Origin of the sequence: Marinobacter shunpengi (assembly GCF_045449715.1) — a bacterium.
Classification (GTDB): Bacteria; Pseudomonadota; Gammaproteobacteria; order Pseudomonadales; family Oleiphilaceae; genus Marinobacter.
Genome location: NZ_JBJJLA010000009.1, coordinates 120,001 through 144,553, shown reverse-complemented (window position 1 = coordinate 144,553; position 24,553 = coordinate 120,001). Strand labels below are relative to the sequence as shown.

General features: G+C 62.8%; 24 protein-coding genes. 19 read left to right on the top strand and 5 right to left on the bottom strand.

Going from position 1 to position 24,553, the window contains the following annotated elements; genetic code table 11:
* Window positions 1–4 precede the first annotated feature (4 nt).
* The 7 genes from ACJO3T_RS03710 (at window position 5) to ACJO3T_RS03680 (ending at window position 4,230) form a co-directional block, all read left to right on the top strand.
* Window positions 5–331, top strand: a complete 327-nt coding sequence (locus ACJO3T_RS03710; RefSeq protein WP_406966192.1) for a DUF423 domain-containing protein — start codon at window positions 5–7, stop codon at window positions 329–331.
* A gap of 13 nt (window positions 332–344) precedes the next feature.
* Window positions 345–545, top strand: coding sequence for a sulfur carrier protein ThiS (gene thiS, locus ACJO3T_RS03705; protein ID WP_406966029.1), 201 nt, complete (start codon window positions 345–347; stop codon window positions 543–545).
* Window positions 546–598: 53 nt separating this feature from the next.
* Window positions 599–1,408 carry a thiazole synthase gene (locus ACJO3T_RS03700; protein WP_406966030.1) on the top strand — a complete coding sequence of 270 codons (810 nt, stop codon included), beginning with the start codon at window positions 599–601 and terminating at the stop codon, window positions 1,406–1,408.
* A gap of 174 nt (window positions 1,409–1,582) precedes the next feature.
* The gene (gene slmA / locus ACJO3T_RS03695) at window positions 1,583–2,173 is read left to right on the top strand and encodes a nucleoid occlusion factor SlmA (protein ID WP_406966031.1); all 591 of its coding nucleotides are present in this window, start codon (window positions 1,583–1,585) and stop codon (window positions 2,171–2,173) included.
* Between the two features lie 150 nt (window positions 2,174–2,323).
* Window positions 2,324–2,890: a pesticin C-terminus-like muramidase gene (locus tag ACJO3T_RS03690; protein WP_406977826.1), complete on the top strand. Its 567-nt coding sequence runs from the start codon at window positions 2,324–2,326 to the stop codon at window positions 2,888–2,890.
* Window positions 2,887–3,543, top strand: coding sequence for a hypothetical protein (locus tag ACJO3T_RS03685; RefSeq protein WP_406966034.1), 657 nt, complete (start codon window positions 2,887–2,889; stop codon window positions 3,541–3,543). The genes ACJO3T_RS03690 and ACJO3T_RS03685 overlap by 4 nt, the downstream gene beginning before the upstream one ends.
* 114 nt (window positions 3,544–3,657) lie before the next feature.
* Window positions 3,658–4,230 (top strand): peroxidase-related enzyme, encoded by a 573-nt coding sequence (locus ACJO3T_RS03680; protein ID WP_406977824.1) that lies wholly within the window; start codon window positions 3,658–3,660, stop codon window positions 4,228–4,230.
* A gap of 42 nt (window positions 4,231–4,272) precedes the next feature.
* On the opposite strand, the gene ACJO3T_RS03675 is transcribed toward ACJO3T_RS03680, so the two are convergent.
* On the bottom strand, window positions 4,273–5,865 hold the full coding sequence (locus ACJO3T_RS03675; RefSeq protein WP_406977823.1) for a class I adenylate-forming enzyme family protein: 1,593 nt from the start codon (window positions 5,863–5,865) through the stop codon (window positions 4,273–4,275).
* Between the two features lie 198 nt (window positions 5,866–6,063).
* On the opposite strand from ACJO3T_RS03675, the gene ACJO3T_RS03670 reads away from it, so the two are divergent.
* A complete protein-coding gene (locus ACJO3T_RS03670) occupies window positions 6,064–6,684 on the top strand; it encodes a TetR/AcrR family transcriptional regulator (RefSeq protein WP_406977822.1) in 621 nt (206 codons plus the stop codon).
* 19 nt (window positions 6,685–6,703) lie between these two features.
* Here ACJO3T_RS03670 and ACJO3T_RS03665 read toward each other — a convergent pair whose 3' ends face one another.
* Entirely contained in the window at window positions 6,704–7,858 is a 1,155-nt protein-coding gene (locus tag ACJO3T_RS03665; protein WP_406966039.1) for an acyl-CoA dehydrogenase family protein, read from the bottom strand.
* 229 nt (window positions 7,859–8,087) lie between these two features.
* Between ACJO3T_RS03665 and ACJO3T_RS03660 the strand changes: the two genes are divergently transcribed.
* The 5 genes from ACJO3T_RS03660 (at window position 8,088) to ACJO3T_RS03640 (ending at window position 14,628) form a co-directional block, all read left to right on the top strand.
* Window positions 8,088–8,966 (top strand): AraC family transcriptional regulator, encoded by an 879-nt coding sequence (locus tag ACJO3T_RS03660; protein WP_406977821.1) that lies wholly within the window; start codon window positions 8,088–8,090, stop codon window positions 8,964–8,966.
* Between the two features lie 41 nt (window positions 8,967–9,007).
* Window positions 9,008–10,591, top strand: a complete 1,584-nt coding sequence (gene menE / locus ACJO3T_RS03655; protein ID WP_406977820.1) for an o-succinylbenzoate--CoA ligase — start codon at window positions 9,008–9,010, stop codon at window positions 10,589–10,591.
* Window positions 10,592–10,622: 31 nt separating this feature from the next.
* The gene (locus tag ACJO3T_RS03650; RefSeq protein WP_406977819.1) at window positions 10,623–11,768 is read left to right on the top strand and encodes an acyl-CoA dehydrogenase family protein; all 1,146 of its coding nucleotides are present in this window, start codon (window positions 10,623–10,625) and stop codon (window positions 11,766–11,768) included.
* Window positions 11,769–11,797: 29 nt separating this feature from the next.
* Window positions 11,798–13,600, top strand: coding sequence for an acyclic terpene utilization AtuA family protein (locus ACJO3T_RS03645; protein ID WP_406977818.1), 1,803 nt, complete (start codon window positions 11,798–11,800; stop codon window positions 13,598–13,600).
* Window positions 13,601–13,767: 167 nt separating this feature from the next.
* Window positions 13,768–14,628, top strand: coding sequence for an alpha/beta fold hydrolase (locus tag ACJO3T_RS03640; protein WP_406977816.1), 861 nt, complete (start codon window positions 13,768–13,770; stop codon window positions 14,626–14,628).
* A 43-nt stretch (window positions 14,629–14,671) separates the two neighbouring features.
* Here ACJO3T_RS03640 and ACJO3T_RS03635 read toward each other — a convergent pair whose 3' ends face one another.
* Complete coding sequence (locus tag ACJO3T_RS03635) at window positions 14,672–15,316, bottom strand: glutathione S-transferase family protein (protein ID WP_406977814.1); 645 nt, start codon at window positions 15,314–15,316, stop codon at window positions 14,672–14,674.
* A 104-nt stretch (window positions 15,317–15,420) separates the two neighbouring features.
* Here ACJO3T_RS03635 and ACJO3T_RS03630 point away from each other — a divergent pair, with 104 nt between their 5' ends.
* The 5 genes from ACJO3T_RS03630 (at window position 15,421) to ACJO3T_RS03610 (ending at window position 20,832) form a co-directional block, all read left to right on the top strand.
* Window positions 15,421–17,043 carry an acyl-CoA carboxylase subunit beta gene (locus tag ACJO3T_RS03630; protein ID WP_406977813.1) on the top strand — a complete coding sequence of 541 codons (1,623 nt, stop codon included), beginning with the start codon at window positions 15,421–15,423 and terminating at the stop codon, window positions 17,041–17,043.
* 110 nt (window positions 17,044–17,153) lie between these two features.
* Window positions 17,154–19,145 carry an acetyl/propionyl/methylcrotonyl-CoA carboxylase subunit alpha gene (locus ACJO3T_RS03625; protein WP_406977812.1) on the top strand — a complete coding sequence of 664 codons (1,992 nt, stop codon included), beginning with the start codon at window positions 17,154–17,156 and terminating at the stop codon, window positions 19,143–19,145.
* A 13-nt stretch (window positions 19,146–19,158) separates the two neighbouring features.
* Entirely contained in the window at window positions 19,159–19,944 is a 786-nt protein-coding gene (locus tag ACJO3T_RS03620; protein ID WP_406966050.1) for an enoyl-CoA hydratase/isomerase family protein, read from the top strand.
* The gene (locus ACJO3T_RS03615; RefSeq protein WP_406977811.1) at window positions 19,910–20,410 is read left to right on the top strand and encodes an FAS1-like dehydratase domain-containing protein; all 501 of its coding nucleotides are present in this window, start codon (window positions 19,910–19,912) and stop codon (window positions 20,408–20,410) included. The genes ACJO3T_RS03620 and ACJO3T_RS03615 overlap by 35 nt, the downstream gene beginning before the upstream one ends.
* Before the next feature lie 2 nt (window positions 20,411–20,412).
* On the top strand, window positions 20,413–20,832 hold the full coding sequence (locus tag ACJO3T_RS03610) for a hotdog family protein (protein WP_406977810.1): 420 nt from the start codon (window positions 20,413–20,415) through the stop codon (window positions 20,830–20,832).
* A 49-nt stretch (window positions 20,833–20,881) separates the two neighbouring features.
* Here ACJO3T_RS03610 and ACJO3T_RS03605 read toward each other — a convergent pair whose 3' ends face one another.
* Window positions 20,882–22,090 carry an acyl-CoA dehydrogenase family protein gene (locus tag ACJO3T_RS03605; RefSeq protein WP_406977809.1) on the bottom strand — a complete coding sequence of 403 codons (1,209 nt, stop codon included), beginning with the start codon at window positions 22,088–22,090 and terminating at the stop codon, window positions 20,882–20,884.
* A 164-nt stretch (window positions 22,091–22,254) separates the two neighbouring features.
* On the opposite strand from ACJO3T_RS03605, the gene ACJO3T_RS03600 reads away from it, so the two are divergent.
* Window positions 22,255–23,478, top strand: a complete 1,224-nt coding sequence (locus ACJO3T_RS03600; RefSeq protein WP_406977808.1) for an MFS transporter — start codon at window positions 22,255–22,257, stop codon at window positions 23,476–23,478.
* Between the two features lie 22 nt (window positions 23,479–23,500).
* Here ACJO3T_RS03600 and ACJO3T_RS03595 read toward each other — a convergent pair whose 3' ends face one another.
* Window positions 23,501–24,508, bottom strand: coding sequence for a zinc-dependent alcohol dehydrogenase family protein (locus tag ACJO3T_RS03595; RefSeq protein WP_406977806.1), 1,008 nt, complete (start codon window positions 24,506–24,508; stop codon window positions 23,501–23,503).
* Window positions 24,509–24,553: the final 45 nt, after the last annotated feature.

Sequence of the window (24,553 nt, the reverse complement as noted above, 5' to 3'; positions counted from 1 at the left end):
GGTCATGGCCGGGGCCTTTGGCGCCCACGGCCTGCGGGGCATGGTGGGCGAACGGGGCCTTGAAGTTTTCCAGACCGCCGTCACCTATCAGATGTACCATGCCATCGCGCTGGTACTGGTAGCGCTGCTGTCTGCCACCGGCCTTTCGCGCCGGTTGCTGGGTGTCGCCGGTGGCTTCTTCCTGGCCGGTATCCTGCTGTTCAGCGGCAGCCTGTACCTGCTGGTGCTGACCGATATCCGCTGGGTGGGGCCAGTCACGCCGATCGGTGGCGTCTGCTTCATGGTGGGATGGGCCTTGCTGGTGATAGCGGCCTTGCGTCGGCCCGCGTGAATAAGAGGTCAATATGAACGTAGTACTCAACGGTGATGCCCGGGAACTCCCCGATCAGGCCACGCTGCAATGGCTGATCGACGACCTCGGCCTTACCGGCAAACGGCTGGCGGTGGAGGTGAACGAAGATATCGTACCCCGTAGCCAGCATGGCGACTTTCGCCTGAACGACGGTGACCGCGTTGAGGTGGTCCACGCCATTGGCGGCGGCTGATCCGCCACCTTGTTCCCGCGCCTGTTTACTGACCAAGACCCCCAAGGAATCCCATGACTGACCAGAGCCAGATACCGTTGCCGGAAGACAAACCCCTTGAGATCGCGGGCCGGGTATATCGGTCCCGCCTGCTGGTGGGCACCGGCAAGTACCGGGACCTGACGGAGACCGGCCACGCCATCGAAACCAGCGGCGCCGAGATTGTCACCGTGGCGGTACGCCGCACCAACCTGGGCCAGAACCCGGACGAGCCCAACCTGCTGGACGTGGTGTCGCCGGAGAAGTACACCATCCTGCCCAACACCGCCGGCTGCTTCACCGCGAAGGATGCGGTACGCACCTGCAAACTGGCCCGGGAACTGCTGGATGGCCATGACCTGGTGAAACTGGAAGTGCTGGGCGAAGAGAAAACCCTCTACCCGAACATGACCGAAACCCTGGTGGCTGCCGAGGAACTGATCAACGACGGCTTCCAGGTGATGGTCTACTGCTCCGACGACCCGCTGCTGGCCAAACGCCTGGAAGAGATGGGCTGCATCGCCATCATGCCCCTGGGCGCCCCCATCGGCTCCGGTCTGGGTATCCAGAACCGTTACAACATCCGCCTGATCGTCGAGAACGCCAACGTGCCCGTGCTGGTGGATGCCGGTGTCGGCACCGCGTCGGATGCCACCATCGCCATGGAACTGGGCTGTGACGGCGTACTCATGAACACCGCCATCGCTTCCGCCCGGGACCCCATCCGCATGGCCCACGCCATGAAGCTGGCCATCGAATCCGGCCGCGAGGCGTACCTGTCCGGCCGCATGCCGAAGAAGGCCTATGCCAGCGCGTCCTCGCCCATTGATGGTACTTTCTTCTAGCTGGCTACACCCTTGGTTTACGCCTGAAATCCCCTCTCCCTTCAGTGGAGAGGGAGCTAAAACACCCCATTTTCCTGCCCGCCTTCAAACAAAATCCCCACCGATCCCTGTAGAATCCCCTCATCACCGAAACATTACCAATCAATAATCAAATCAGAGCGCTGTAGTCCTGTCATGACCAACCAGAAACCCAGTCGTCGCGACGCCATCCTCCAGGCCCTGGTGGAGATCCTGGAAACGGACCCCGGAGCCCGCATCACCACTGCCGGCCTGGCCAGGGCCGTGGGCGTTACCGAGGCCGCCCTGTACCGTCACTTTCCCAGCAAACGCAAGATGTTCGAGGCGCTGATCGAGTTTGCCGAGGACACCGTGTTTGCCCGCTGCCAGCGCATCCTGCAGGAGCAGGAAGATGCACAGGTACGCCTGCAACAGGTCACCCAACTGGTTCTGGTGTTCGCCGAGCGCAACCCGGGCCTGTGCCGCGTGCTTACCGGCGAAGCCCTCAGCGGCGAAAACGAAGCCCTGCGCAAACGCGCCAGCCAGTTCTTCGACCGCCTGGAAACCCAGGTCCGCCAGATCCTCAAGGAAGGCGACATCCGCCAGGGCCTGCGCCCCCAGCCCACTGCCAACCGGGCGGCGGACTGGGTGATGACCTTTGTGGAGGGCAAGATCCAGCGCTACATCCGCTCCGGCTTCAGCCGGTTGCCTTCGGCGGAGTTTGAGGAGCAGTGGGGGAGGGTCGCAGAGGTGGTTTGGTCAAGGTGAGGACTGGATCAAGTTATCGCCACTACGGTTTCTTTTCTAGGGGCAACTGGCTTACTCTACCTGTCTGGGCGAACGGTCGTAGCATGGGATTGCAGGGCTTGTTCGCTTGCTACATCAATAGGATTTATTGGCCAAGGAGAGGTTTGCAGGATGTCGTTAAATATTGATTACTCTTTCATTAGTGATCTTGAAGGTGGGCGTGTATTAAGGGCCTATGTTCCAAATCCCGGTGGTAGTAACAGTGGTGTTACCGTCGCGACGGGATTTGATCTTGGCCAAAGGAATGAAGCTGACCTTCAACGCCTTGGACTGTCCCAGTCTTTGATCACGAAGCTCAAACCCTACCTTTCGATAAAAAGTGTTCAAGCAGGCAGATTTCTGGCGAATAATCCTCTGACCATCACACCGATGGAGTCGGAGGTTATCGACAGAGCCGTAAAGGCTGGTCAAGTCCGTCAATTGCAGAGCTTGTACGCTGGAGCGCCAAACAACAAGAATAAAGTTGCATTTTCTACTCTTCCCGAAGAGGCTCAAACGGTAATCGCTTCGGTGGCTTTCCAATATGGGACTGGGTTGAATATTAAAACACCGGGTTTTTGGGATGCGGTGACTTCTCAGGATTGGAAGCGCACCGTAGAAGAACTCCGGGACTTCAAGGATGCCTATCCGACCAGGCGGAATAAGGAAGCAGATCTACTGGAAAGGATTTTGCCATGAGGACAAGTGTCGTTGGTTTAACAACCCTGTTATTGGTATCAGCATGCTCAGCAAGCGGAACAGATACTGGCGGAGATGACTTTGGAGCGTTTACCCGAGAGCTGCACAACTATGACGAAGTCATGACGGAGCCTCGCCCTGAGCTCCAGTTTAGCGATGGGGCAACTGCGCACAGCTGCCGGGAGTATTTGGAACTCCGGGGAAAAGCCGATGTTTTGGAAGGTGTTGAGAATCGCAGTCAGTTGGCGAACTACAGAGTCTGCGATACCTTGCAAGCCCTAAAGTCTGCTGAGCCGGTGCAGCAGAAGTACCGTCCTGATGTCCCAGCAGGAGAGGTGCTACGCAATAGGCTTGATCTGCGCAGCTTCCGATCATCACTGGGGCCAGCGTCCAATCATTATCATACGCTTGCCGAGATATCGGGCGAGTTACCTGTCCAGGTGGACGACAACACTGTCACGTTGGAATCTGATGACTGGTACATCCAGCTTGAGGTGGTGGCCAGGGCAGACGTAGACAATGATGGCCATGAGGACTGGCTCATCTGGCTGACTGACGAGGCCAGAGACGGAAACTACCGTGGCTATGACTCTCTCGTGATCCATAATGTTGCTGGCAATGGATTGCTTGAAGCGAGGCCTATCGGCCCGTGATCTCTTTTGCTTTGTGTCGGATCGATCGCGTTCCCTCACTAGCCAGTTATCACAAGAGCTGTCAGAGCAGACCCTGTTATTCTGGAGTCTGGTCCATATAGCGGAGTCCTTTCCATGCCCGAGCAACCGCCCATCTCCCGATTTCCGATCCCCGATCTTTCCACTTTGCCGGAGGATCTTCGAACACGCATCGAAACCCTGCAGGAAAAGATGGGCTTCATTCCCAATGTCTTCCTGGGCCATGCCCATCGTCCCAACCAGTTGCGGGCCTTCCTGGCCATGCACGATGACCTGATGGAGTCCGATGAGGGGTTGAGTCGCGTGGAGCGGGAGATGATTGTGGTGGCGACCAGCAGCGCCAACCAGTGCCTCTACTGCATGGTGTCCCATGGGGCTTTCCTGCGTATCCGCTCGAAGCAGCCCTGGCTGTCGGATCAGATCGGTGCCAATTACCGGGAAGCGGAGATCAGTGAGCGACAGCGGGCGATGCTGGACTACGCGGTCAAACTGGCCGAGACGCCCTGGCTGGTAGGGGAAGGGGATATCCGAACGCTGGAGCAGGCCGGCTTCAGCCAGGATGAGATCTGGGATATCGGGGCGATTACCGGGCTGTTTGCCATGTCTAACCGGCTGGCAGCCCATACGGCCATGCGCCCCAATGCCGAATTCTATGGTATGGCGCGCTAGGTAACGTCACCCCCGGGAGATATCTCCCGGGGGCACCTGCCCTCAGGAGAAGAAATCCTCCATCCCCTTGCGGATCACATGCTTCTGGATCTTGCCGGTGCCGGTGCGGGGAAACTCGTCCACGATCACGATGGCCTTGGGCACCTTGAACCCGGCCAGGTGTTCCCGGCAGTGGTCGATCAGTTCCTGTTCGGTAGCCTCGGCGTCCGGCATCAGGATCACGCTGGCGGTGATGGCCTCGCCCCAGCGTTCGTGGGGGACGCCGATCACCGCCGCTTCCGCCACTTTCGGGTGACCCATCAGGCAGCGTTCCACATCCAGTGAGGCCACGTTCTCGCCCCCGGTCTTGATCAGATCCTTCTTACGGTCGGTGAACCAGATGGCGCCGTCCTCGTCGATGGAGGCAATATCGCCACTGTGGAACCAGCCGTACTTGAAGGATTCTTCGGTCTTCTCCGGCTGGTTCAGGTACTCCGTCATCACCTGCGGACCCCGATAGACGATCTCGCCGGTTTCCCCCGGTGGCAGCAGGCGGCCATGGTCATCCATGATCGCCACCCGGGTCAGCGGGGTGGCGGTGCCCCAGGAGCCGGCCTTGCTCCACTGGTGCTCGGGGCGGATCAGACAGGTGGCCGGGGTGAATTCGGTCTGGCCGGAACCCAGGATCACGTCAGCGTTGGGGAAGGCATCGTGGATGCCCTGCAGCTTGTTTTCGGCAATGGGCGCCATGGCGTAGAGGGCGCGGCGCACCGACGAAAAGTCCCGCTGGCTGGCTTCCGGGTCCGACAGCACTTCGTTGAACATCATGGGCAGGAACACCAGCATGTAGATCCGGTGCTCCTCAATCAGCCGCGCGCATTCCCGGGCGTCGAAGCCTTTGGCCATCACCAGCTTGCCACCCATCATGAAGGTGGGCAGCGCCAGGCAGTTGACCGCCGTGCAGTGAAACAGCGGCAACTGGCAGAGCATGGCCTGCTCGGGGGGCAGGCGGTTGGCGATGATATTGGCCATGGCAGCCATGGTGACGGCCAGGTGACTGGTCACCACGCCCTTGGGATTGGCGGTGGTGCCGCTGGTGTAGAGCAACTGGACCGGGTCGCGGTCGCCCACCACCACTTCCACCGGCTGGTCGCTGGCACTGTCGATCAGGGCCTGGAACGGCTGCCAGGTCTGACCACCGGCTTCATGGGGGCTGGTTCCTGTCCAGTACAGACATTCGAGTGCCGGCAACTGCTCCGGCAATAACTGACCGGCTTCCATCAGGGCCTCCTCCACAATCAGGACTCGGGTGTTGCAGTCCTTCAGGCAGTAGGCGATCTCATGGGGTTTCAGGCCCAGGTTGACCGGTGCGAACACCAGGTTGGCCCTGGCGCAGGCGATGTAGGTCACCATCAGCTCCAGGCAGTTACGGGCCAGCACGCCCACCGGCTCGCCGGCTTGCAGACCCAGGCCAAGGAGGCTGTGGGCTACGCGGTTGGCCTGATCCTCGAACTCCCGGTAGGTCAGGGTGCGGCCGTCGTCCACCATAGCGATGTTGTCCGGGTACAGGTCGGCGGCACGGGTGAGGATGTCGCCGGCGCAGACCCGGTCGATCATGTTCATTTCAGGGGTTGGGGCAGGGTGTTGTTCTGGCATGGAAGTGCTCCGCTGGTCCTTGGCTGTTGTTCTTGTTTTGATCAATCTAGCGGACGTCCGGGATTTGAGCAAGCGTTTGGTCTACACTCTTGGTAAGGCATACCGGTGCTGACTGATTGCCGCACTCCGGTGGCCCGAAACGCGGGACATGCTATAGAATGCGACCCGATCCCCACAGTCTCAGAGAGAGCCGGACCCTTGGTATTCAGTGAAGAAATCCGCAACGAGCTGATAGAAAACGGCAGCATCACCGATCCCAAAAGCCCCCGGGGTGTCGTGCTCAATACCGCGGCCAGTCTGTTCCGGCACAAGGGTTACCTGCAGACCACGGTCCGCGACATCGGCCGCGAGACTGGCATACTGCCCGGCAGCATCTTCCATCATTACCGCAGCAAGGATGAGATCCTGCGCACGGTGATGGAGGAGAGCATCATCCTCAACCTGACTCGCATGAAACGGGCGCTGGAGCAGAGTGATAGCCTGGAAGCCAAACTGCGCACCCTGATTGCGGTGGAACTTTACGCCACCAACGGCGAAACCGGCGAGGCCTGGAGCGTGATGGTGGGGGAGTGGCGCAACCTGTCCGACGATGCCAAGGCGGATATCCTCAAACTGCGGGAAGAATACGAGGGCATCTGGCTGGGCGTGCTTCAAGAGGCCCGGGCCGAGGGCATGCTGACCATGGAGCCGGATATCCTGCGCAAGCTGCTGGCCGGTGCCATGCACTGGACGCCCACCTGGTTCCGGGCCGGCGGAGGCCTGTCGCTGGACGACCTGACGGATCGGGTTATGATCCTAGCCACCGGGGGCCGGGGCTGACCCCGGCGCTACCAGCGGCCTACTGGTCGCCCGGATGGGTGCCCATGAACTTGCTGAGGATGCCCAGCATCACCTCGTCGGCACCCCCGCCGATGGACACCAACCGCAGGTCCCGGTAGAGCCGGGTGATCAGGGTTTCATTCATGAAGCCCATGCCGCCGTAGTATTGCAGGCAGGCATCGGTGACCTCCCGGCACAGCCGTCCGGCCTTCAGCTTGGCCATGGAGGCCAGGCGGGTCATGTCCTCGCCGTTGATGTAGCCCTCCGTGGTCCGGTACACCAGTGAACGCAGCAGTTCCACCTCGGTCTGCAGCTCGGCCAGGCGGAAGTGGATGGTCTGGTTGTGCAGCAGCGGTTTGCCGAAGGCAATGCGCTGGCGGGTGTACTCGGCCACGTCCTCGATGCAGCGCTCCAGAGTCCGCAGGGTGCTGGCAGAGCCCCACAGCCGCTCCTCCTGGAACTGCTGCATCTGATAGATAAACCCGAGGCCTTCCTCGCCGATGCGATAGCGCTGGGGCACCCGCACATCCTCGAAGAAAATCTGCGCGGTATCGGAGCTGCGCATGCCCAGTTTATCCAGCTTGCGGGCGACGGTAATGCCCGGCGTGTCCATGGGCAGCACGATCAGCGACTTGTTCTTGTGCACCGGGCCATCACCGGTGTTGGCCAGCAGGCACATGAAATCCGCCTGGGTGCCGTTGGTGATCCACATCTTGCCGCCATTGATGATGTAGTCGTCGCCGTCCTTGCGGGCGATGGTCCTGATGGAGGCCACATCGGAGCCGGCGCCGGGTTCGGAAACACCGATACAGGCCACGTAGTCGCCGGCAATGGCCGGTGCCAGGAACTCCCGCCGCAGCTCATCGGAGCCAACCTTGGCCAGGGCCGGTGTGGCCATATTGGTCTGTACACCCACCGCCATGGGAATGGAGCCGCAGTTTACCTCGCCCATGGCTTCGCAGAAGGCCAGGTCGTAGCTCCAGTCGAGCCCCATGCCACCAAACGCCTCGGGCTTGGTAATGCCCAGGAAGCCCTTGGCACCCATCTTCCGGAACAGCTCACGGGCGGGGAAGATGCCTTCCTCCTCCCACTGGTCCACATAGGGGTTGATCTCGTCCGCCACGAACTTGCTGACGGAATCGTAAAGGCTCTTGTGTTCGGTGGTGTAACGCATGCTGCCCTCCATTGGGGGAAACCGGGCCCGTTTTCCCGGTTGATTGTTGTTGGTTTATTGCCTTCCGTACGCTGTCTTGAGGGGGCGTCGGGGCAGGTTTCCGGGCTTGGTCTGGGATCTATTCAGGCATGAGACCAATCATTCGGTCAAATTATTCTAGCGGTGAATCTTGAATTTGACCAAGTGTTAGGTCTAGTCTTTGGAAAACAACAGACAGGAGGGTAACGCAATGAGTTTTACCCCCGCCCGGACCACGGAATCCCGACTGGGTGACTCGCCCCGGGTGATGCTGATCAGCGATCACCGGGTGTTTTATTTCGGCCTGTTGGGCAGACCCGGGCTGCGCAACTTCGGTTGCGCGACCCTTTACGTGGCCGAGCAGACCCCGATGGAGGTGGACCTCGGGAATGGGTGGCAGCGACACCTGGTCTGCTGGGTGCCTCCCTATACGCCCCACAGGGTCCGCACCCGGGACCGACAGCTGGCCATCATCATGGTGGAGCCGGAATACACCGACATTGATGCCGTCGGCTCCCATATCCGTCAGCGCCTGAAGGAAGACGCGACGGCCTTGCGTAACCGTATCCTGCAAGGGGTCAGGCATTTTCGCCGGCTTTCACCCGATACCCGGCTGGGGGATGGGGCGTTCGATAATCTGCTGTTCGGTCGGCGCCTGCCTCCCGGTGACCTGGACCCGCGGGTCGGCCGGGTAGTGGACCACTTGTGCCACCACAGCGACGATAGCCGCAGTGCCGCGGCCCTGGCCAGGGAAGAGGGGCTGTCCCAGTCCCGCTTCCTGCACCTGTTCAAGGAACAGACCGGTATCTGCCTGCGCAAGTACCGGGCCTGGCGCCGGGCCCGCCGTCTGCTCTACCACGTACGGTCTTCCGCCACGCTGACCGATATCGCCCTGGAAACCGGCTACCCGGATTCGACCCATTTCAGCCATTCCATCCGCAGGATCTATGGGTTGCCGCCCCGGGAAATCGTCAGTGGTTCCCGCCGGCTTCAAATCCATGTCCAGGAGCCGGCCTCTGCCGCCAGCGCCTGCCGGACACTGGCAGCCAGTTCACACAAGAGGCCATGGCAGACGACTGCTATGGTCTGACGGCACACCCCGGCTGCTCACACGACGATCAGAGGTGCACCATGAGTTCACAACAAGACCAACAGAACGACCCCAGCCTCACCTCCCACTACCTGGGTGGCATTGGTGACTGGCTGCGCTACCACGCCTGGTACCGCCCCGACACCGAAGCCCTGATCTATGGCGACGACCGGGTCACCTATGCCGATCTCGATGTGCGGGTGAACCGTGCCGCCAACCTGCTGTCGGCAAAGGGCGTCACCAAGGGCAGCCGGGTGGCGCTGCTGATGATCAACAGCACGGCCTTCCTGGAAGTCTTCTTTGCCTGCGCCAAGCTGGGGGCCATTGCGGTACCGCTGAACTTCCGGCTCAGTCCGAAGGAACTGGAATTCATCATCAACGATGCCGAGGCGTCGGTGATTGTCTACCACGCCCGCCTGCTGCCGCTGCTGGAGCCGATCCGCGGCACCACCACCCTGAAGCATGCCATTGCCGTTAACGGCGAGTGCGGTGACGGCGTGACGGGTGCCGATGGTGATCCCGATTACCGAGAGAGCCTGGCGGCCGCGGACACCACCGACCCGGATGCCCTGGTGGGCCAGGACGACCCGCTGATGATGATGTACACCTCCGGCACCACCGGGAAACCCAAGGGCGCCCTGCTGACCCACGCCAATCCCACCTGGATTGCCATCAACACTCAGATGAGCCCGTTGGCCTTCAATACCGACGACAGCACCCTGACCGTGGCGCCGCTGTTCCATATCGGCGGGCTGGCCATTTACACGCTGCCAATGCTGTATTGCGGGGCCCGCATCGTGTTGCAGCCCCAGTTTGAGCCGGACACCCTGCTCAAGGCACTGGAGCGTGAGCGCATCACCACCCTGTTCGTGCTGCCGGCCATGTGGCTGATGCTCAGCCAGCACAAGGCTTTCGACGACTACGACCTTTCACACCTCAAGGTGCTGCTGTCCGGCGGTGCGCCCTGTCCCATCCCGGTGATCGAGTTCTTCCAGAAGCGGGGCTTCCAGTTCCTGGAAGGTTTTGGCATGACCGAGACCTGCGCCTCCGCCTGTGTGCTCAACAATGAAAACGCCGTACGCAAGAACGGCTCCGTGGGCAAACCGCTGATCCATGTGCAGATGCGCATCGTGGACGAGAACGACAACGACGTGGCGCCGGGGGAAACCGGCGAACTGGTGCTGCGTGGACCCAGCATGTTCCGGGAATACTGGAACCGTCCCGACGCCACCGCCGAGGACTGGCGCAACGGCTGGTTCCACAGTGGTGACCTGGCCCGCCAGGACGACGAGGGCTTCTACTACATCGTCGACCGCAAGAAGGACATGCTCATCTCCGGCGGCGAGAACGTCTATCCCACCCAGGTGGAGCAGGTGCTCTATCGCCACCCGAAAGTACGGGACGTGGCGGTGATCGGTGTGCCGGATGAGAAATGGGGCGAGGTGCCCATGGCACTGATCGTGCCGGAGGAGGGCGACGATCCCACCCTGGAGGAGATCCAGTCCTACTGCGGCGAACACCTGGCCCGCTTCAAGGTCCCGAAACACCTGGTGGTGCTGGACGAACTGCCCCGTACCGCCACCGGCAAGGTGCTCAAGCGGGAACTGCGCAAACAGTATCAGTAACCACCCGAACCGCGACAACCGAGGAAGATCCATGTCCAACAGCAGTCCGTTTTACACCGCCGAGCACGAGGCCTTCCGGGACTCGGTCCGTGCCTTTGTCCGCAACGAGATCGAGCCCTGGGTGACTGAATGGGATGAGGCCGGCACCTTTCCCAGGGAACTCTACAAAAAGGCCGCGGACATCGGCCTGATCCCCCTGGGCTATCCGGAGGAATACGGTGGTGTCGAGGCGGACCTGTTCTACATGATCATTGCCGCCCAGGAACTGGCGCGAGCCGGTTGTGGGGGGCTGTCCGCCAGCCTGATGAGCCACGGTATCGGCACGCCCCCGATCGTGAAGTACGGCTCCGAAGACCTCAAGCAGCGGGTGCTGCCGCCCATCTACGCCGGCGAGGCCATCAGCGCCTTGGCCATCACAGAGCCCGGCGGCGGTTCCGATGTGGCGGCCCTGAAGACCACGGCGAAACGGGACGGTGACCATTACGTCGTCAACGGCTCCAAGACCTTTATCACCTCCGGCATGCGGGCGGACACCTACACGGTGGCGGTGCGCACCGGCGAGGCGGGCCACAAGGGCATCTCCCTGCTGGTCATCGACCGGGACACCCCGGGCTTCACCCGTACCCCCCTGGACCGCAAGATGGGCTGGTGGTGTTCGGATACGGCCACCCTCTACTTCGACGACTGTCGGGTACCGGCAGGCAACCTGCTGGGGGAGGAGAATCAGGGCTCGAAGATGATCATGAACAACTTCAACTTCGAGCGCATCTTCATGGCCGCCGGCTGCATCGGGTTTGCCCGGGCCTGCTATGACGAGGTGGTGGAATACGCCCGCCAGCGCCAGACCTTCGGCCAGGCACTGATCGAACACCAGGTGGTGCGCCACAAGCTGGCGGATATGGTCATGAAGATCGAGGCCAGCCAGGCCTACCTGGAAAAGCTGGCCTGGCGCATCGAGCAGGGGGATAACCCGGTGGCGGATGTCTGCCTGCTCAAGAACCAGAGCACCCTTACCATGGAGTACTGTGCCCGGGAAGCGGTGCAGACCCTGGGCGGTGCCGGTTACCTGCGTGGCCCCAAATCCGAGCGCATCTACCGGGAAGTGCGGGTCAATGCCATTGGCGGCGGTGCCGAGGAAATCATGCGCGACCTGGCCACGCGGCAGCTTGGCCTGTAGCAGAATCGAATCATCCAGCGGAGTCTTTCATGACGGACAAGGTTATAAAAATCGGCGGTGCCTCGGGCTACTGGGGCGATACCGCCCTGGGGCCGAAGCAACTGATCCAGCACGGTGATATCGACTACCTGATGCTCGACTATCTTGCCGAGATCACCATGTCGATTCTCGCCAAGGCCCGTTCCAAGGACCCGGAGGGGGGCTATGCCACCGACTTCATCGACCGGGTCATGAAACCCTGGATGAAGGACATTGCCGACAAGCGCATCAAGGTCATCGCCAATGCCGGAGGGGTTAACCTGGAGGCCTGTCGCAAAGCGCTGGAAGCGGTGGCGGAAGAGGCCGGCGTCACCCTGAAGATTGGTACGGTGGAGGGGGATAACCTGCTCGACCGGGCCGAGGAACTGCGGGAGAAAGACCTACGGGAAATGGAAACCGGTGCCGCCATGCCCGACAAGGTCATGAGCGTCAATGCCTATCTGGGAGCCTTCCCCATTGCCGCGGCGCTGGATGCCGGTGCCGATATCGTGGTGACTGGTCGCTGTGTGGACAGCGCCCTGGCGGTAGGGCCGCTGATCCATGAATTCGGATGGCAGCCGGAAGACTACGATCGCCTGGCTGCTGGCGGCCTGGTGGGCCACCTGATCGAATGCGGTGCCCAGACCAGTGGCGGCAACTTCACCGACTGGCACGATACCGAGGCCGGCTGGGAGAACACCGGTTTCCCCATTGCGGAAGTGTCGGCGGATGGCAGTTTCGTGCTGACCAAGCCCCCGGAGACCGGCGGGCTGGTGTCGGTCCTCACCGCCGGCGAGCAGATGCTGTACGAGATTGGCGACGCCCACAGCTACGTGCTGCCGGATGTGATCTGTGATTTCACCCGGGTCACCATGAAACAGGCCGGCGATAACCGGGTGCTGATCCGGGGCGCCCGGGGCCGGGAGCCCACAGGCCAGTACAAGGTCAGCGCCACCAATATGGGCGGTTTCACCTGCATTGGCAGTTTCGTGATTGTCGGACGGGAGGCCGCGGCCAAGGCCCGGCGCATGGGGGAGGCCATCCGCAACCGTGCCGCCGCCATGCTGGAGGAGGAAGGACTGCCACCGTTCAGCAAGTCCGATCTGCAGGTGATCGGCGCGGAATCCATGTTCGGCGACCACGCCCGGCCCGAAGCCCGGCAGGCCCGGGAGGTGGTGTTACGCCTGGGCGTGCATCACCCGCGCAAGGAAGGCGTCGAACTCTTCTCCAAGGAATTTGTGGGCGCGGCCCTGTCCATGTCGCCGGCGGTTACCGGGGTGACGCCGGGCCGTCCACGCCCCAGCCCCGTGGTCAGCCTGTTCTCAGGCCTGATCGACAAGGATCAGGTGCCGGTAACGGTGAAAGTGGGGGGCGAACCGGTCCACCTGCCACAGGCCTGCCTGAAAGGGCAGGGGCAGCCGCAACCAGCGGACTCTCATGAAGCACCGGCGTTGCCGGAAGAAGGCACCCTATCGGTTCCGCTGATGGACCTGGCAGTGGCCCGCAGCGGTGACAAGGGCAACTACGCCAATATCGGCGTGATCGCCCGCGACGCCCGTTACTTTGACGTGATCCGGGCCGCCCTGACGCCAGAGCGGGTCAAGGCCTGCTTCAGCGGGCTCACCCAGGGAGAAGTCACCGCCTATCCGTTGCCGGGTATCCATGGCATCAATTTCCTGCTGGCGGAGTCCCTGGATGGCGGCGGCGTCAGTTCGCTCCATATGGATCCCCAGGGTAAAACCTATTCCCAGGTACTGCTTGAACTGGAGATTCCAGTGCCAGCCCAACAGGCCCGCGACTGGGGGCTGGTCTGATACCGCCGGGTACGGATCAGAAACAGATAGTTGCAAAACTAACTGGAATTTCCGGGCGCACTTGGGGCATCATCAGCACATTGATAGCAAGCGCTCGATAAGCGCGCCTATGTTGATGACCCCATGTCGGCTAACGACCGCATGGAGAGCCATACCGGAGAACCACAATGGAACGACTTTACCTGAACGGCGCCTCGGGGCTGAAGCTGGCTGCCGATGTGGCGGGCGACCCGGATGATCAGCCCGTTGTCCTGCTGCACGGTGGCGGCCAGACCCGCCATTCCTGGGGTGAACTGACCCGCATCCTGGCGGGTAACGGCTACCGGGCGATCAACGTGGACATGCGCGGCCACGGCGAGAGTGAGTGGTGCCCGGAGGGGGACTACACCATCGACCGCTTTGTAGAAGATGTCCATGGCATCCTGGCGGATCTGTCTCAGCCACCCGTACTGGTGGGCGCCTCCCTCGGCGGCATCAGCTCACTGCTGGCGGCCGGTGAGAGCCCGGACCTCGACGTCAGGGGGCTGGTGCTGGTGGATATCGTGCCCCAGGCCGAGAAGGCCGGCATCCAGCGGATACGGGATTTCATGCTGGCACACCTGGACGGTTTCGACTCGATTGAAGAGGTGGTCGCCGCCGTGAGCGCCTACAACCCTCACCGCAAGCCCAGTTCCGGCTCCGGCGAAGGTCTGCGCAAGAACCTCAGGGTGGGTGAGGACAATCGCCTGTACTGGCACTGGGATCCGGCCTTCATGGGCGGCGACCGGACGCCGGGGTCGTCAAAGAATGTTGAGCGCCTGCGCACGGCCGCCAGGCAGCTTCAGGCTCCCACGCTGCTGGTCCGTGGCAAGATGAGTGATGTGGTCAGTGATGAAGGCGTGAAGGACTTCCTGGAGCTGATGCCCAATGGCCGGGCCATGGATGTTGGCGGTGCGGGGCATATGGTGTCCGGCGACCAGAACGATGCCTTCAACGATGCCATCCTCGAATTCCTGGCGGAACTGGAACCGACCGCCGCTCCCGCCTGATACCCCGCTGACGTGAACCCGGGGCGATGCTTCGCCCCGGCATTCAGGCAATACCCTGTGCTGTTGCCGCTTCCTCCTGGCTCTCCAACGCCCTCTTGAAGGCATCCCGCTGCTGGATGCGCTGCCAGTAGGCCCGGGTGTTGGAGCCGAATTCCTCATCCATGTTCAGGTTTTCCGCCAGCATCAGGGCATAGGCCACCGAGATATCGGCGGCGGTGAAGGTATCCCCGAGAATCCAGGGCGAGGTCTTTTCCAGTGAAGCCTCCACTGCCCGCAGGCGACCCAGGAACCACTTTTTGTAGTCCTCCGCTACCTGGGGCAACCGCCGTTCCTCCGGCTCCAGTCGCGTATAGCGCAGCACCAGCGTCTGGGGAAAGGTCAGGGTGGCTTCCCCGAAATGCAGCCAGTTCAGGTAGCTGCCGTAGCGTGGATCGTCCACCGGCACCCCCAGGCGGCCATTGCCGTAACGGTCCGTCAGGTACTGGGCGATGGCGGACGACTCCGTCATGAAGGTATTGCCATCGAACATGGCGGGAATGGTGCCCAGGGGGTTGATGTCCAGGTAGTCCTTTTTGAACACCCGGGGCGGGAAGGGCAGCATGTGCAGCTCGTAGTCCAGGCCCAGTTCCTCCAGGGCCCAGAGGGCGCGGAAGGAGCGGGCACTCGCGCAGTGGTACAGCTTGATCATAGGGCGGTTTCCATCGTTGGTTTTTTTCTGATTCTAGTATTGACCAATCGCTTGATCAAATTTATGTTGAAAGAAGAAATCCACGACACTGGAACACCAATCCTATGGCCGTCATCGAGTCCAAGATATCCGCCGGCAGCGATGCCTTTCGTGAGAACCAGCAGGGCATGAGCACCCTGCTGGATCGTATCCGCGAACTGGAGAACCGTACCCGTGCCAAGTCCGAGGCCTCCAAGGAGCGCTTCGAGAAGCGGGGCCAGTTGCTGCCCCGGGAGCGCCTTGCCCTGGTGCTGGACCCGGGCGCGCCGTTCCTGGAACTGTCCACCCTGGCTGGATATGGCCTGGACAACCCGGACCCGGACAAGAGCGTGCCTGGCGGTGGTGTGGTGGCCGGCATCGGTTATGTGTCCGGCGTGCGGGTGATGATCTCCGCCAATGACTCGGGCATCGACGCCGGCGCCCTGCAGGCCATGGGCCTGGAAAAACAGCTGCGGGTGCAGGAACTGGCCCTGAAGAACAAGCTGCCCTATGTGCAACTGGTGGAAAGCGCCGGCGCCAACCTGCTCAACTACAAGGTGGACCAGTTCATCCATGGCGGCACCCTGTTCGCCAACCTGACCCGTCTGTCCGCCGCGGGCCTGCCGGTGGTGACCGTCACCCACGGCTCTTCCACCGCCGGTGGCGCCTACCAGACCGGCCTGTCGGACTACATCATCATGGTGCGGGACCGTTCCCGGGCGTTCCTGGCGGGGCCGCCGCTGCTGAAGGCCGCCACCGGCGAGATCGCCACCGAGGAGGAACTGGGCGGTGCCGAGATGCACACCAGTATCTCCGGGCTGGGGGACTACCTGGCGGAAGACGACCGCGACGCCCTGCGCATGGTGCGGGAAGTGGTGGCCCAACTGGACTGGGACGGCGACCTGCCTCCACAGGGATCCCGTAGCTTCCAGCCGCCCCGTTACAATCAGGAGGAACTGCTGGGCATCATGCCCATGGACTACAAGCGCCCGGTGGACATGAAGGAGGTGATCGCCCGCATTGTGGACGACTCCTACTTCCTGGAATTCGGTGCCAACTACGGTTCCTCCACCGTGTGTGGCCACGCGAAGATTGAGGGCCTGCCGGTGGGCATCATCACCAACAACGGCCCCATCGATCCGGCCGGTGCCACCAAGGCCACCCATTTCATCCAGGCCTGCTGCCAGTCCCAGACGCCGATCCTGTACCTGAACAACACCACCGGTTTCATGGTGGGCAAGGAGTACGAGCAGGCCGGCATCATCAAGCACGGCTCCAAGATGATCCAGGCGGTGACCAACGCCACCGTACCCCAGGTGACCATCTACTGTGGGGCGTCTTTCGGGGCGGGGAACTACGGCATGTGCGGCCGGGGGTTCGCGCCCCGGTTCTGTTTCTCCTGGCCCAACGCCAAGACCGCCGTGATGGGCGCCGAGCAGGCGGCGAAGACCATGACCAACGTCACCGAGGCGGCGATGATGCGCAAGACCGGTGAAGTGGACCACGACCGGCTGGCGGCCATGGAGAAGAAGATCATCGACACCTTCGAGAGCCAGATGGACGTGTTCACCACCAGCGCCCGACTTCTGGACGACGGCGTCATCGATCCCCGGGAAACCCGCTCGGTGCTGGCCTATGTACTGTCGGTGTGCCGGGATGCGGAACGCCGCGAACCCCACGCCATGCAGTTCGGGGTGGCCCGGCCCTAGGAGTCTGCGCGGCGCGATTTCTACCGCACAGACTCCTGGGCATGCGACTAGACGAAACGGGGCCGGCGACCACCGGCCATCCCAGGAATTGAGAACGGTGTCTGCACACTATGAGTAACACAACAGCGAACCAACCGACTCCCTTCAGCAAGGTGCTGGTGGCCAACCGGGGCGAGATCGCCCTGCGGGTGATCCGCTCTGCCCGTGAACTGGGTTATCGCACCGTGGCGGTCTATTCCTCCGCTGACCGTAACGCCCGCCACGTGCGGGCGGCGGATCAGGCTGTGGCCATTGGTGGCGACCTGCCCGCCGAATCCTACCTGCGCATTGACCGCATTATCGAGGCCGCCCGCTTGAGTGGCGCCGACGCCATCCACCCGGGTTATGGCTTCCTGGCAGAAAACCCGGAACTGCCGAGGGCCTGCAAAGAGGCGGGCATCGTTTTCGTCGGGCCGTCCGGGGAATCCATCGAGGCCATGGGCCACAAGGCTGGCGCCAAACAGCTGATGATGAACGCCGGCGTACCCTGCGTACCCGGTTATCAGGGCGAGGACCAGGATGAGGACCGGCTGATCCGTGAGGCCGATGAGGTGGGCTTTCCGATCATGATCAAGGCAACCGCCGGCGGTGGCGGCCGGGGTATGCGGCTGGTGGAAAAGGCGGAGGATTTCCCCGCCGCCCTGCGCAGTGCCCGCTCGGAGGCGGAGAGCGCCTTCGGCGACCCGGAGGTGATCCTCGAGCGCGCCATCATCAACCCCCGCCATATCGAGATCCAGGTGATGGCGGACCGCTACGGCAATGCCGTCTACATCGGCGAGCGTGACTGCTCGATCCAGCGACGTCACCAGAAGGTGGTGGAGGAGGCACCGTCGCCGGCGGTGTCACCGGAATTGCGGGCCCGTATGGGGGAGACCGCCGTGACGGCGGTAAAAGCCATCCACTACGAAGGCGCCGGCACCCTGGAATTCCTGCTGGACCAGGACGGCGAGTTCTATTTCATGGAAATGAACACCCGCCTGCAGGTGGAGCACCCGGTCACCGAATCCATCACCGGGCTGGACCTGGTGGAACTGCAACTGCGGGTGGCCGCCGGTCAGCCCCTGCCGCTGACCCAGGATGACATCGTGCTGCGAGGCCACTCCATCGAGGTACGCCTGTGTGCGGAAAGCCCCAGCGAAGGGTTCATGCCCCAGAGCGGCACCATGGCCCTGTGGCAGATGCCCGCCACGCTGCGGGTGGAGGATGCGGTGGAATCCGGCTCGGACATTCCGCCATTCTATGATTCCATGATCGCCAAGCTGATCAGCACCGGCGCCGACCGGGAGGAAGCCCGTCGCCGGCTGGTGAGCGCCCTGGAGGATGCCACCGCCCTGGGCGTGGAAACCAACCAGGCGTTCCTGCGGGCGTGCCTGGAACATCCCACCTTTGTGCAGGGGGAAGCCACCACCGCTTTTGTAGAGAACCACCAGGACGAGCTGCTGGCCCGGGACGACGGGGCTGATACGCGCGCCCGCGTGCTGGCGGCGGTACTGCTCTACGCCACCGATGCCCAGGGCAGCTATGGCGGCTCCATCAGCCGGATTACCCACCGGCTGCCTATTATCTTCCGTTTCAGTGTGGACGGCGAGGCCGCCGATGCCCGTGTCAGCAAGCAGGGCAACGGCGGCTTCCATGTGGACCTGGAAGGCGAGGGCACGGACCTGACCCTGGACGCCATCGACGGCACGGATGTGCGCTTTACCTGCCAGGGACTGTCCGAGGCGGCTGTCATGACCCGCAACGGTAACCGGCTGTACCTGCGTTATCGGGGGCAGTCCTACCGCATCGATGATCACACCCACGAAGCGGCGGTGGCTGGTGACGAGGCCGGGGATGGCGTGATCCGGGCGTCCATGAACGGCCGCGTGGTCGCCCTGCATGCGAGCGAGGGTGACGAGGTCGAGGCCGGACAGGCGGTGATTGTGCTGGAAGCCATGAAGATGGAGCACGTCCATACGGCGGCCGTGACCGGCACCTTAACCTCCCTGACCGTGAGCGAGGGCGAGCAGGTCACCGCCGGCAAGGTGATTGCCGAGATCACTCCCGCCGAAGCCGACCAATAACCTGGAGCCTGATATGTCCAATGCTGAACAAGACGCCGTCCTGCTGGAACAGAAGGGCCCGGCCCTGTGGATCACCATCAACCGGCCGGAAAAGCGCAATGCCATCAACAACGAGGTCATCGCCCGTATTCGGGAAGGCTATCTCAAGGCGGAATCAGATCCGGATATCCGCGTTATCGTGCTCACCGCCGCAGGGGAAAAGGCCTTCTGTGCCGGTGGCGACCTGCAGCCGGGCCAGGGTTTTGCCTTTGACTATTCACAACCCAATGCCGAGTACGCGGACCTGTTCCGGCTGGCAGTGAATGCCACCACACCCTGCATCGCCCGGGTGAACGGTGTCTGTATGGCCGGCGGCATGGGCCTGCTGTGCATGGCGGATATGGCGGTGGCCCATCGCGACGTGAAGTTCGGTCTGCCGGAAGTGAAGGTGGGCCTGTTCCCCATGCAGGTACTCAGCCTGATGCAGCGGCTGGTACCGCGTCGGGTACTGCGGGAATGGACCCTCACCGGCGAGCCCTTCACCGCCGATGAAGCCCTGCAGCATGGCCTGCTCAACCACGTGGTGGCGCCGGAGGAGCTGGACGACAGGGTGGACTGGCTGATCAGTCGCCTCACCGACAAGTCCCCCACCGCCATCCGCCGAGGCAAGTATGCCATCAAGGCCATCGAGGACATGACCTTCGAGCAGGCCATCGCCTATACGGAAACCCAACTGGCCACCATGACCCTGACCGAGGACGCGAAGGAAGGCATGGCGGCCTTCAATGAGAAGCGCAAACCCCAATGGCCGGGCAAGTGAGGGCGGCGGTATGGCGCTGCTGACCCAGGAACATCGTTCGGCCATAGGTAGAGAGCTGCCCCCGGTGACGGCGGAGGTCACCCGCCGGGAGATCCGGAAGTACGCCGCCGCCACGGGTCAGCGTCTGCAAAAGTTCATTGAGGGTGACGAAGCCCCGCCCATGTTCCTGTTCGGACTGTTTACGCCGATACTGCCCCGGGAAAGGCTTGGCCACGACGGCCTGCCCCCGGACAGCGGACTGGTGCCCGAGCTGCCCCTGAAACGGGTGATGGCCGGTGGATCCGAGCAGTCCTGGTTCCGGGGGATCCATGCGGGCGATGTACTGGTCTCGCAGCACACCTTGCTGGACCTGTTTGAGAAGGAAGGCACCCGGGGGCCGCTGATCTTTGTGGTGGTGGAAAACCGTGTTGAAACCGAAGCGGGAGAACCGGTCATGACTGAGAGCTCCACCTGGATAGCGAGGTGATCATGGAACTGTCAGGCATCCGCACCGGCGACACCTTGCCCGAACGGACGTTTGCCCCGGATGAGGTGCAGCTGTTCCTGTACAACGCGGCCATCTGGAACCCCCACCGCATTCACTACGACCTGCCGTATACCGCCGGGGAGGAAGGGCATCCCGCCATCGTGATTGACGGCCCCCTGCAGGGGGATTTCCTGACCCAGCTGGTGCTGGAGTGGCTGGGGGATCGCGGCACCCTGACGGAGTTCGCCTATCGCAACCTCCGGGCCAGTTATGTGGGTGACTCCCTGACAGCCACCGGCCGTGTGACAGACATTGATACGGCCACCGGCGAAGTGGCCCTGGAAGTGGCCCTGCTCAACAGCGACGGCGAGGTGGTCACACCCGGCAGCGCCAGGGTTTCATTCAAAACCCCTCTCCCTTGAGGGAGAGGGGTGGGGAGAGGGTGGAGCAGGCCGATGTCCAGGTCTGACCTCACCCGACGGGATGCTTCTTCAGCTCCATCCGCCCCAGCTGGTTGCGGTGGACCTCGTCCGGGCCGTCGGCAATGCGCAGGAAGCGGGCAACCGCGTAGGCGGCGGCAATGCCGTGATCGTTGATTACCCCGGCGCCGCCGTGGGCCTGCATCACCCAGTCGATCACCTTGCAGGCCATGTTGGGGGCGGCGATCTTGATCATGGCGATCTCCGCCTTCGCCACCTTGTTGCCCACCGTATCCATCATGTAGGCGGCCTTCAGGGTCAGCAGCCGGGCCTGCTCGATGGCGATACGGGACTCGGCGATGCGCTCCAGGGTCACGCTCTGGGTCGACACCGGCTGGCCGAAGGTCACCCGCTGCTGGGTCCGTTGGCACATCTGCTCCAGCATCCGTTCCGCCAGGCCGATCAGCCGCATGCAGTGGTGGATGCGACCGGGCCCCAGGCGGCCTTGGGCAATCTCGAAGCCCCGGCCTTCGCCCAGCAGCATGTTGGCAGCGGGAACCCGCACGTTGTTGAATTTCACCTCCGTCACCCGGTCCAGGGTGTCATAGCCGAACACCGGCAGCGGGCGCACGATCTCCACGCCCTCCGCATCCCGGGGCACGATGATCATGGACTGCTGTTTGTGGCGGTCCGGGTTGTCCGGATCGTTCTTGCCCATGAAGATAAACAGGGAGCAGCGGGGATCAGTGGCGCCGGAGCTGAACCATTTGTGCCCGTTGACCACATACTCGTCCCCGTCCCGGGTGATGGACGACTGGATATTGGTGGCATCGCTGGACGCCACCGCCGGTTCGGTCATGGCAAAGCAGGAGCGGGTCTTCCCCTCCAGCAGGGGTTCCAGCCACTGTTTCTTCTGCTGGTCGGTGCCATAGCGCACCAGCACCTCCATGTTGCCGGTGTCCGGTGCGCTGCAGTTGAACACCTCCGGCGCAAAGGCCACCCGACCCATGAGCTCGCATAGGGGCGCATACTCCAGGTTGGTCAGGCCGGCGCCGTACTCGGATTCCGGCAGGAACAGATTCCACAGCCCGGACTCCCGGGCGATGGCCTTGAGTTCCTCCAGCTTCGGGGACACCTTGAAGGGCCCCAGTGAGCGGATTTCCTCCAATACGGCGGCTTCATTGGGGTAGATGTGTTCGTCCATAAACGCCTGAACCTGCGCCTGCAGATCCCGGACCCGGTCGGTGTAGTCGAAGTTCATGGGGGCTTCTCCTGATAAGGGTGATCACCGGAGGCTGACACCGGAGCGTGGCGCTGTCTTGTGTCAGGAGGCTAGGTTTACGCGGAATGACGGATTTCCCGTTGCAGGTGCCTCAGGTTACCATGGTCTATTCCCTTATCTTGCTAACATTCGAAGACTGACCGTTGACTCCAGAAAAGCCGTCCAGCGCCGAGACCGTTGCCCCCGCCGAGGCCCGCAGAAACTTCTTTGTCATCTGCCTGGCCCTGGGCCTGTGTTTTGTCGTCTATTCCATGCTGATTGTGGCCGTGCCGGTGTACGGGCTGAGGCTGGGGGCGTCACCGCTGGTGCTGGGTGCCGTGCTGAGTACCCAGTATCTGCTGCCGTTGCTGTTTGCCATTCCCCTGGGTGGTGTCGTCACCCGCTATGGTGGTCGCGCGACCCTGTTGGCCGGGGCGTGGCTGATGGTGGCGGGCCTGTTGTCCATGCACTTCTGGTACGGCTACCCGGGGCTGGTGCTGGGGCAGTTGCTGGTGGGGCTGGCCCACCTGCAGATGGTGCTGTCGGCCCAGACGCTGATTTCCAACCTGGGCACTGGCCCGCGGCTGGAGCAGTACTTTGGCTGGTATTCCACCTGGCTGTCCGGCGGGCAGGTAGTGGGGCCGTTGCTGGCGGGGCTGCTGTTACCGGAGCAGGACGGCGTCGGTCAGGTGTTCCTGGCGATGGCGGTGATTGCGGCCCTGAGCGCCATCGCCGGCCTGTGGCTCACCGGTCAGGCCCGGGAGCGTCTGGTGGTTGAACGACGGGAAAGCGGCTTCCGGGCCCAGTGGCACCTGATGCAGACCAGCCGGGGCGTGCAGCTGTCGGTACTGGTGACGGTGTTGGGCATGTTCGCCCTGGGGGTATACGGCAGCTACCTGCCCGTCTACCTGGAAAGCCTGGCCATGAGCCCGGTCGTGATCGGCGTACTGGTTAGCCTGCGGGCCGGTGTGTCCATGGTGATCCGTCCCTTCATGGCCCGCCTGATCGCCCTGGTGGGCGGCCGGGGGCCGGCGGTACTGCTGGCGCTGGGCTCCCTGGCCATCGGTATTGCCCTGCTGGGTTTCTCGGAGCAGATCGTGCTGATCGGCCTGCTGGCCGTGCTGGTGGGCCTGGGTTCGGGCCTGACCCAGCCCCTGTCCATGGTGATCCTGGCCGAATCCGTCGATAAGGAAAAACGCTCCGGCGCCCTGGGCATGCGTCTGATGGCCAACCGGGCGATCCACTTCCTGGCGCCCCTGCTGTTCGGCGGGCTGCTGTCCCTGGGCGGGTTCCCGCTGGCCTTCGGAGCCTCCGGCGTGGCCATTGCCCTGGCTCTGGTGATGACACAGCGGCTGTTCGGCACCCTGCCAGCCCAGGGCCGGGGCTGACAGGTAAATCTCTGCCGGGCTATCAGATCTCCAGGCAGATTTTGCCGAAGTGCCTGCCGGCCTCCTCATAGCGGAATGCCTCGGCGATCTCCTCCAGCGCAAACGACCGGTCGATCACCGGGTGCAGGTCATTCACCTCAAGGGCGCGGACCATGTCCTGCTGCTGGGCCCGGCTGCCTACAATCAGTCCCTGCAGCCGTGCCTGCTTGGCCATCAGTTTTGCCGTGGGAACCTCCCCCGCCCGGCCGGTGAGCACGCCAATCAGCGAGATATGGCCGCCAATGGATACCGCGTCGATGGATTCCGGCAGGGTACCGGGGCCGCCCACCTCAATCACATGGTCCACACCCCGGCCACCGGTCAGTTCAAGTACCCGCTGGCCCCAGGCAGGGATAGTCCTGTAGTTGATGGTCTCGTCGGCCCCCAGGGTCTTCAGTTTTTCGAGTTTGGCATCGGAGGATGAGGTCGATATCACCCGGGCGCCCATCATCCGGGCGAACTGCAGGGCAAAGATGGACACGCCACCGGTGCCCAGGGTAAGCACCGTATCCCCGGCCTTGAGCCCGCCATTCACTACCAGCGCCCGCCAGGCGGTCAGGCCCGCGGTGGTCAGGGTGGCGGCTTCGGCGTGAGAGTATCCGGCCGGCGCCAGGGTGAAGGCCCGGGTGGGCGCGACCACCAGTTCCCGGGCGTAACCATCGACGCCGTCGCCGGGTGTGGTGCTGAAGTCGGCGAGGGGCGCCGGCCCGTTCAGCCACTCCGGGAAAAACGTGGACACCACATGATCGCCCACCCGGAAGTCGCTGACGCCGGCACCCACGGCCTCCACCACACCGGCGCCGTCGGACATGGGAATCCGGCCATCGTCGGTGGGAATGCGACCGGCAACCACGGAATAATCATGGAAGTTCAGGGAACTGGCACGAATCCGGACCCGCACCTCGCCGGGGCCGGGTTCGCCGGGTTCCGGGCCTTCGGTGACCGCGAGTTGATCCAGTCCGCCGGGTTTGGCAAGGGACGCGTATTTCATGGCAGCACCTCCGTTTCAGTGTCGAGTGCCGAGGGGTCGTCGGGA

What these genes read in the sequence shown, in the direction of transcription:
- ACJO3T_RS03710 (WP_406966192.1), top strand. Translation starts at nt 5, where the DNA reads ATGGCCGGGGCCTTTGGCGCCCACGGCCTGCGGGGCATGGTGGGCGAA.
- thiS (WP_406966029.1), top strand. Translation starts at nt 345, where the DNA reads ATGAACGTAGTACTCAACGGTGATGCCCGGGAACTCCCCGATCAGGCC.
- ACJO3T_RS03700 (WP_406966030.1), top strand. Translation starts at nt 599, where the DNA reads ATGACTGACCAGAGCCAGATACCGTTGCCGGAAGACAAACCCCTTGAG.
- slmA (WP_406966031.1), top strand. Translation starts at nt 1,583, where the DNA reads ATGACCAACCAGAAACCCAGTCGTCGCGACGCCATCCTCCAGGCCCTG.
- ACJO3T_RS03690 (WP_406977826.1), top strand. Translation starts at nt 2,324, where the DNA reads ATGTCGTTAAATATTGATTACTCTTTCATTAGTGATCTTGAAGGTGGG.
- ACJO3T_RS03685 (WP_406966034.1), top strand. Translation starts at nt 2,887, where the DNA reads ATGAGGACAAGTGTCGTTGGTTTAACAACCCTGTTATTGGTATCAGCA.
- ACJO3T_RS03680 (WP_406977824.1), top strand. Translation starts at nt 3,658, where the DNA reads ATGCCCGAGCAACCGCCCATCTCCCGATTTCCGATCCCCGATCTTTCC.
- ACJO3T_RS03675 (WP_406977823.1), bottom strand. Translation starts at nt 5,865, where the DNA reads ATGCCAGAACAACACCCTGCCCCAACCCCTGAAATGAACATGATCGAC.
- ACJO3T_RS03665 (WP_406966039.1), bottom strand. Translation starts at nt 7,858, where the DNA reads ATGCGTTACACCACCGAACACAAGAGCCTTTACGATTCCGTCAGCAAG.
- ACJO3T_RS03660 (WP_406977821.1), top strand. Translation starts at nt 8,088, where the DNA reads ATGAGTTTTACCCCCGCCCGGACCACGGAATCCCGACTGGGTGACTCG.
- menE (WP_406977820.1), top strand. Translation starts at nt 9,008, where the DNA reads ATGAGTTCACAACAAGACCAACAGAACGACCCCAGCCTCACCTCCCAC.
- ACJO3T_RS03650 (WP_406977819.1), top strand. Translation starts at nt 10,623, where the DNA reads ATGTCCAACAGCAGTCCGTTTTACACCGCCGAGCACGAGGCCTTCCGG.
- ACJO3T_RS03645 (WP_406977818.1), top strand. Translation starts at nt 11,798, where the DNA reads ATGACGGACAAGGTTATAAAAATCGGCGGTGCCTCGGGCTACTGGGGC.
- ACJO3T_RS03640 (WP_406977816.1), top strand. Translation starts at nt 13,768, where the DNA reads ATGGAACGACTTTACCTGAACGGCGCCTCGGGGCTGAAGCTGGCTGCC.
- ACJO3T_RS03635 (WP_406977814.1), bottom strand. Translation starts at nt 15,316, where the DNA reads ATGATCAAGCTGTACCACTGCGCGAGTGCCCGCTCCTTCCGCGCCCTC.
- ACJO3T_RS03630 (WP_406977813.1), top strand. Translation starts at nt 15,421, where the DNA reads ATGGCCGTCATCGAGTCCAAGATATCCGCCGGCAGCGATGCCTTTCGT.
- ACJO3T_RS03625 (WP_406977812.1), top strand. Translation starts at nt 17,154, where the DNA reads ATGAGTAACACAACAGCGAACCAACCGACTCCCTTCAGCAAGGTGCTG.
- ACJO3T_RS03620 (WP_406966050.1), top strand. Translation starts at nt 19,159, where the DNA reads ATGTCCAATGCTGAACAAGACGCCGTCCTGCTGGAACAGAAGGGCCCG.
- ACJO3T_RS03615 (WP_406977811.1), top strand. Translation starts at nt 19,910, where the DNA reads ATGAGAAGCGCAAACCCCAATGGCCGGGCAAGTGAGGGCGGCGGTATG.
- ACJO3T_RS03610 (WP_406977810.1), top strand. Translation starts at nt 20,413, where the DNA reads ATGGAACTGTCAGGCATCCGCACCGGCGACACCTTGCCCGAACGGACG.
- ACJO3T_RS03605 (WP_406977809.1), bottom strand. Translation starts at nt 22,090, where the DNA reads ATGAACTTCGACTACACCGACCGGGTCCGGGATCTGCAGGCGCAGGTT.
- ACJO3T_RS03595 (WP_406977806.1), bottom strand. Translation starts at nt 24,508, where the DNA reads ATGAAATACGCGTCCCTTGCCAAACCCGGCGGACTGGATCAACTCGCG.